The 2296-nt window shown below is 67.4% G+C and carries 2 protein-coding genes; both read left to right on the top strand.

The features are described from left to right. On the top strand, nucleotides 1–590 hold a 590-nt coding region (locus JV551A3_RS14295; RefSeq protein WP_133978828.1), incomplete at its 5' end, for an SCO family protein. Between the two features lie 257 nt (nucleotides 591–847). Then, a partial coding sequence (locus tag JV551A3_RS14300; RefSeq protein ID WP_133978830.1) for a cytochrome c/ABC transporter substrate-binding protein occupies nucleotides 848–2296 on the top strand: 1449 nt, incomplete at its 3' end.

Consider the following 2296-nt stretch of genomic DNA (forward strand, 5'->3'; position numbering starts at 1 on the left):
TCGCCTCGGTGGCGTTGGCCCATGAAGGCCATGCCNCGCAGGCGCCAGAACCGCAGCCGGCCCCGCAGGCGATGACCAGTGGCGGCGGCACCCGTGATGCCCAGACCTGGTTCACCGACACTGTGCTCAAGGACCAGAACGGCCGCGAGCTGCGCTTCTACAGCGATGTGCGCAAAGACAAGGTGGTGATGCCCAACGTGATCTTCACCCACTGCACCGACGCCTGCCCGCTGATTACCCGCAAGTTGCGCGAAGTACGCGAAACCATGGGGCCACAGCTGGCAAGCCAGGTGACCTTCGTGTCGATCAGCAGCGACCCGCTCAATGACAGCCCGGAGGTGCTCAAGGCNTTTGCCGGGAAGCAGGGCGTGGACCAGCCCAACTGGTTGTTCCTCACCGGTGACAAGGCCAATGTCGACCTGGTGCTCGGGCGCATCGGCCAGTTCCTGCCCAGCCCCGAGCAGCATTCGACACAGCTGATTGCCGGCGATGTGGCCGGCAAGCGCTGGAGCAAAATCCGCCCGGATGCACCGCCGGCGGCGATTGCCCAACGCATGCAATTGCTGGCCCTGCCTTTGGCAGGGCGGTGAGCATCATGCGCAGTACTTCGCCAATGCCGGCGCCAAATTTGGCGCGAACCCCGGCGCGAATCCCTGTAGGAGCGGCCTTGTGTCGCGACCGGGCGCGCAGCGGCCGCAGGATCGGCGAATGTGTTTCACCAGGTACTCCGCGTATGCCGGTTTTACGGCCGCTGCGCGCCCGGTCGCGACACAAGGCCGCTCCTACAGGGATTCGCGTACGTATTGAAGCAGTGCTGCGCTATCTGGCACTCGCATTAGGCATTTTCATGTGCAGCGGTACACTTGCCCTGGACCTGACCGAACATGAACAAGCCGGCAAAAACCTCTACCGCGAGGGCATCTCCAGCAGCGACGCACAGCTGCAAGCCCGGGTCGGTGCCAGTGACATGACAGTCCCCGCCAGCGTGCTGCCCTGCGCCAGCTGCCACGGCACCGATGGCCGCGGCCGAGCCGAAGGTGGTGTGCGCCCACCCAGCCTCGACTGGCAACGCCTGGCGCAAGGCCAGGGTGAACGCGAGGTCAACGGCCGACGCTATCCGGCCTACACCGACAGCAGCCTGGCCCGGGCCATCCAGCACGGCGTCGACCCGGCAGGCAATCGCCTGGATCCGGCCATGCCGCGCTTCGAACTGACCCTGGCCGACCAGCGCAATCTCACGGCCTACCTCAAGCGCCTGGCTCAGGAACGCGATCCCGGGGTAGAAGAGGGCGTGTTGCGCCTGGGCACCTTGCTGCCGGCCTCCGGCCCGTTGGCCGAGGCCGGGCAGGTGGTGCGTGCGGTGCTGGAAGACGGCCTGACGCAACTCAACCAGCAAGGGGGCATCCACGGGCGACGCCTGGAACTGGTGGTGCTCGACCCAGGTGTCGACCCGGCCAGCGCCGAACGGGCCCTGCAGCAGTTGCTCGAGCAGCAGCGGGTATTCGCCCTGATCACGCCATTGGCACCCATGCTCGACCAACGCCTGGCAACCATGCTGGCACCCCACAATGTACCGCTGATCGGCAGCACTCCACACAGCGGCGGCAGCCCACAGATTTTCGACCCGCTGCCCGGCTTGCCCGCGCAATTGCTGAGCCTGGCCGGCCACGCCCGAGCGGCGCTGGGCCTGAAAGCGGGCGACCTGCGTGTGGTGTATGCCGGCAATGAACAAGCGGCGTTGGCCGAGCAGGTGCGTGAGCGCCTGCTCCAGCAGGGCTGGGCAACACCTGCGGCCCAGGCCTTTGCTGGCCAGGCGGTGGACGGGCAGGGCATTGTCTTCCTCGGCCGTGCCCAGGCCTTTGCCGAACTGGCCTCGGCGTTGCAGGCCGCTGGCCGCCAGCCGTACCTGTTTGGTGCCTCCAGCCAAGTGACCGGCGCCGTGGCGCGCTTGCCCGAGTTCTGGTCGCAACGGGTGTACCTGGCTTATCCCTACGTGCCCGAGGACTGGACCGAACAGGGCCTGGCGACGCTGGCCGGCCTGCAGCAGCGCCAGGGCCTCGACCCTCGTCAGGCGTCGCTGCAGGTCAACACTCTGTGCGCCCTGCGCCTGCTGAGCGAAGCGTTGAAGCAGACTGGCCGTGACACCAGCCGCGAGCAGCTGATTGCCGCGCTGGAAGGCCTGCATGATGTGTCCACCGGCCTGACCCCGGCCTTGGGCTTCGGCCCCGGTCGCCGCCAGGGCATGGCCGGTGCCCATGTGGTGGCGGTGGCCCTGCCCGGGCCGCGCTTTACAGCA

Source organism: Pseudomonas inefficax, assembly GCF_900277125.1.
Classification (GTDB): Bacteria; Pseudomonadota; Gammaproteobacteria; order Pseudomonadales; family Pseudomonadaceae; genus Aquipseudomonas; species Aquipseudomonas inefficax.